This window comes from Escherichia sp. AM3, from assembly GCF_032029835.1.
Classification (GTDB): domain Bacteria; phylum Pseudomonadota; class Gammaproteobacteria; order Enterobacterales; family Enterobacteriaceae; genus Escherichia; species Escherichia coli.
The window spans coordinates 1-3,610 of the sequence record NZ_JAVUPQ010000156.1 but is presented as its reverse complement, the minus strand read 5'-3'; the positions used below and the strand labels follow the sequence as shown (position 1 = coordinate 3,610).

Here is a 3,610-nt window from a genome sequence, read left to right as displayed (position 1 = left end):
GTGTTTTATCTGTGAACTCAGGCTGCCAGATCATCGTTTCCGATGGAAGCATAATAAGCTTTTTCTGCTTCTGCCGGAGGAGTATGGCCCAGCCTTTCCAGCAATCGTCGATTGTTATACCAGTCCACCCACGTGAGTGTGGCCAGCTCCACTTCTGTCCGGTTTTTCCAGCTCTTACGGTGTATTACCTCCGCTTTGTAAAGGCCATTGATGCTCTCCGCCATCGCGTTGTCATACGAGTCACCAGTACTTCCTGTTGATGCCAGTAATCCGGCTTCCTTAAGCCGCTGTGTGTAGGCCAGCGATACATACTGAGAACCTTTATCACTGTGATGGACTGTGCCGGACGGTCGACGGGCCCATAACGCCTGCTCCAGAGCATCCAGCACAAATGTCGTTTCCATAGACGATGAGACCCGCCACCCCACGATGTATCCGGCAAACACATCAATGATGAACGCCACATAGACGACCCCCTGCCATGTGCTGACGTAAGTAAAATCAGCCACCCACAATTGGTCAGGACGTTCTGCCACAAACTGACGGTTTACGCGGTCGCCTGCGGCAACGGCTTTCCGGCTGACGGTAGTGCGGACCTTTTTACCCCGGAGAACACCGGCAAGTCCCATAACCGCCATGAGGCGCGCCACTGTACATCTGGCTACCCTGATTCCTTCCCGTAACAACTGACGCCAGACTTTACGCACACCGTATACCTGATGATTCCCATCGTATACGCGCAGTATCTCTTTCTTCAGCCAGTCATCGCGCTGCGCACGGGCACTGCGTTTATCAGGATGATGTCGCTGTTGCTGACAGTGGTAATACGTTGACGGGGCAATATGTAGTTCACTGCATACCGGTCCGACCCCGTACAGCTTACGCAGCTTATCCAGCAGTGGCATCACTTTTTCCAGAGGCGGTCGAACTCCGCCTTCGCAAAATAAGCGGAAGCCTGGCGAAGGATATCGTTACTGCGGCGCAGTTCACGATTTTCACGTTCCAGCTCTTTCAGACGCTGACGTTCAGCGGTGGTGAGCCCGCCATCACCGCCTCCGGTATCCCACTCATGCTGGCGTACCCAGACACGCAGAGTCTCCGGTGTACAGCCAATCTTTGGGGCAATGGAACAAATTGCCGCCCACTGTGAGTCATATTCGCCCTGACTTTCCAGAACCATACGAATCGCCCTCTGACGGACTTCGGGGGAAAAACGAGTATTTTTAGTCATCCTGTTTACCTCTTTCTCAGGGAGTTTAGTCTCCAGGATTCCCGGGGCGGTTCATAATCTTCATAAAGTAGGACGAATACTGTGTGTAGTTTTTGGCTTGCCAAGTCATCTCGCCGTTAGAGTCAGGCATGTCAATAGGAACGACTTCTGTTTCTGCCATTTCACGCCCGTCAATACGATAGGTGTTAATACACAGTTTAAACCTCCCTAAGACCTGTGTGTTTTTGGGATATAACGTAAATGTTTTTATATTCGTCCATATCGACGCTGATGATGATTTCCAGGTACCGGATTGGCACGCTTGCAGAGAATGATTGTTGGCATTATTTTTTTCCTCTTTTGAGGTTAGCATGCCGTCTCCACGCATCCGTAAAATGTCCCTGTCACGCGCACTGGATAAGTACCTGAAAACAGTTTCTGTTCACAAGAAAGGGCATCAACAGGAGTTTTACCGGAGCAATGTTATCAAGCGATATCCCATTGCCCTTCGGAATATGGACGAAATAACAACCGTTGATATTGCTACATACAGAGACGTTCGTTTAGCAGAAATCAACCCCCGAACGGGTAAAGCCATTACAGGTAATACTGTACGTCTTGAACTCGCCCTTCTGTCATCTCTGTTCAATATTGCTCGTGTTGAATGGGGAACCTGTCGTACTAACCCGGTTGAACTGGTTCGCAAGCCGAAAGTATCCTCCTGACGAGATCGTCGGCTAACGTCTTCAGAAGAACGTCGCCTTTCTCGCTATTTCCGCGAAAAAAATCTGATGTTGTATGTCATTTTCCATCTTGCCCTTGAAACAGCCATGCGGCAGGGCGAAATACTGGCCTTACGTTGGGAACACATTGATTTGCGCCACGGTGTGGCTCATTTACCTGAAACCAAAAACGGTCACTCACGGGATGTTCCTCTGTCCAGACGTGCCCGTAACTTTCTTCAGATGATGCCCGTTAATCTCCACGGCAATGTTTTTGATTACACCGCATCCGGCTTTAAAAATGCCTGGAGAATAGCCACACAACGACTTCGCATCGAGGACCTGCATTTTCACGATCTACGGCATGAAGCAATAAGCCGCTTCTTCGAACTGGGTAGCCTGAATGTAATGGAGATTGCTGCAATATCAGGACATCGTTCCATGAATATGCTGAAACGGTATACTCATCTTCGTGCATGGCAACTGGTCAGTAAGCTTGATGCCCGCCGGCGGCAGACACAAAAAGTGGCAGCATGGTTTGTGCCGTATCCTGCCCATATCACGACCATCGATGAAGAAAATGGGCAGAAAGCGCATCGTATTGAGATCGGTGATTTTGATAACCTTCACGTCACTGCCACAACGAAAGAGGAAGCAGTTCACCGCGCCAGTGAGGTTTTGTTGCGTACACTGGCCATTGCAGCACAGAAAGGCGAACGTGTCCCATCTCCCGGAGCGTTACCTGTTAACGACCCTGACTACATTATGATTTGCCCTCTGAACCCGGGCAGCACCCCGCTGTAAACATCATTCAAAACACATACAGAAAGGCGAGTTGCAACAACTCGCCAAACACATTCGATCTGCATGATCGAAATTATTCGTTTCACCAGAAAAAACACCGAAGAGACAATAACCACATGAGCTGAAAAGACTTTTTCAGTCGGAGGAACAATGAGACTGAATACGACCGGTATTGCGGCCCGAATGATGCTCTCGCTGGACAAAAAAGCAATCGGCGAAAAACTCATCAACGGTCGTCAGATAAACCCGACACCTCTGCAGGTCCGTTACCCACAAGGGGTAAGAGAAGGTCTGGGGATAATGAGCGAACAATTAGCCATCTCCACCGCTGATTTAACCCGAATCCTGCTTGAGGATGCTCTTCATAATATGTTTATGCCTGCGGATAACACCACAGGAAACATAATAAGCAGAATTGAATACATCATGCTGTCGCATGATATAAATGCGCCATTACTGGCAACATTGCTGTCGCCATGGAATATCCGCTCCACGGTTATACAGGACCCGGCCAGACTTGCAGACTATCTTTCAGCTGACGCTCTCGAACATCTTGCTGAATGTTTTAATCTCAATCCGGACTGGCTGAATGGCCATTAAATCTATCCGATAGCGTTGTCCGGTGAATGGCCAGATACTGCTGATAATTTCAGAATGCTTATTAATAATAGCAGCAACACTGAAGTTATTTTCTGGCATAGTTTCCCCTTCGCAGGACACACGAAAAGAGAATATTGCGGGGTAATATTGAGACAGGAAAAAGAAATAAATGGCTCTGTAATATATCCGGCACTATCATTATCACCAACACTTCTGAACGATGAAAAAAGAAAATGGTTAACTGAATATACAACCAGGCAGAATACAACAATGT

2 protein-coding genes, 2 pseudogenes and 1 other annotated feature are annotated in these 3,610 nt (G+C 48.4%); of the genes and pseudogenes, 2 read left to right on the top strand and 2 right to left on the bottom strand.

What is annotated here, in order from left to right; all coding sequences use genetic code 11:
• Positions 1-17: 17 nt before the first annotated feature.
• Positions 18-1,231 (bottom strand): IS3 family transposase gene (locus tag RTW80_RS23130; RefSeq protein WP_409415309.1). Its coding sequence is split into 2 segments (ribosomal slippage): positions 18-943 and positions 943-1,231, totalling 1,215 coding nucleotides; the frame shifts between segments, so codons are not numbered across the junction.
• Positions 834-950 (bottom strand) — a sequence feature (AL1L pseudoknot). Its footprint overlaps the gene before it by 117 nt.
• Before the next feature lie 25 nt (positions 1,232-1,256).
• On the bottom strand, positions 1,257-1,583 hold the full coding sequence (locus RTW80_RS23125) for a hypothetical protein (RefSeq protein WP_213213007.1): 327 nt from the start codon (positions 1,581-1,583) through the stop codon (positions 1,257-1,259).
• Between RTW80_RS23125 and RTW80_RS23120 the strand changes: the two are divergent.
• Positions 1,582-2,736, top strand: a pseudogene (locus RTW80_RS23120) (tyrosine-type recombinase/integrase). The gene RTW80_RS23125 and the pseudogene RTW80_RS23120 sit on opposite strands and share 2 nt — an antisense overlap.
• 150 nt (positions 2,737-2,886) lie before the next feature.
• A pseudogene (gene traE / locus RTW80_RS23115) lies at positions 2,887-3,610 on the top strand (conjugal transfer protein TraE); the annotation flags it as partial.